Origin of the sequence: Gluconacetobacter liquefaciens (genome assembly GCF_003350405.1) — a bacterium.
Taxonomy (GTDB): domain Bacteria; phylum Pseudomonadota; class Alphaproteobacteria; order Acetobacterales; family Acetobacteraceae; genus Gluconacetobacter; species Gluconacetobacter liquefaciens.
On the sequence record NZ_QQAW01000031.1, the window covers coordinates 1 to 1037 of the forward strand.

Sequence of the window (1037 nt, forward strand, 5' to 3'; positions counted from 1 at the left end):
GCTTCCGGTGCGGCCAGTTCCGCCCCGGCAAACTATACCATCGCCTACCAGCCCGGCACCCTGACCATCGATCCGGCCGCACTGACGGTAACGGCGCTGAACCAGACCAGCACCTACGGGCAGGTGCCCGACCTTGGCACCTCGGCTTACAGCACCAGCGGCTTGGTGAATGGCGATACGGTTTCCGGAGTGACGCTGGCAACGGCGGCGACCGGCAAGAGTGCTGTCGGCAACTATGACATCACAGCCTCCGCCGCGCAGGGCAGCGGGCTGTCCAACTACGCCGTGACCTACCAGCCGGGAACGCTGACCATCGACCCGGCCGCACTGACGGTAACGGCGCTGAACCAGTCTAGCACCTACGGGCAGGCGCCCGACCTTGGCACCTCGGCTTACAGCACCAGCGGCCTGGTGAATGGCGATACGGTTTCCGGAGTGACGCTGGCAACGGCGGCGACCGGCAAGAGTGCCGTCGGCAACTATGACATCACAGCCTCCGCCGCGCAGGGCAGCGGGCTGTCAAACTACGCCGTGACCTACCAGCCGGGAACGCTGACCATCGACCCGGCCGCACTGACGGTAACGGCGCTGAACCAGTCCAGCACCTACGGGCAGGCGCCCGACCTTGGCACCTCGGCTTACAGCACCAGCGGCCTGGTGAATGGCGATACGGTTTCCGGAGTGACGCTGGCAACGGCGGCGACCGGCAAGAGTGCCGTCGGCAACTATGACATCACAGCCTCCGCCGCGCAGGGCAGCGGGCTGTCAAACTACGCCGTGACCTACCAGCCGGGAACGCTGACCATCGACCCGGCCGCACTGACGGTAACGGCGCTGAACCAGTCCAGCACCTACGGGCAGGCGCCCAGCCTCGATGGTTCGGCCTACAGCGTTACCGGTCTGGTCAATGGCGATACGCTTTCCGGAGTGACGCTGGCAACGGCGGCGACCGGCAGGAGTGCTGTCGGCAACTATGACATCACGGCCTCCGCCGCGCAGGGCAGCGGCCTGGCGAACTACGCCGTGACCTACCAGCC

The 1037-nt window shown here is 66.4% G+C and carries 1 protein-coding gene; it reads left to right on the forward strand.

Annotation, left to right across the window (positions count from 1 at the left end):
* The coding region (locus tag C7453_RS19045; protein ID WP_170143290.1) for an MBG-2 domain-containing protein at positions 1-1037 on the forward strand (1037 nt) is incomplete at both ends.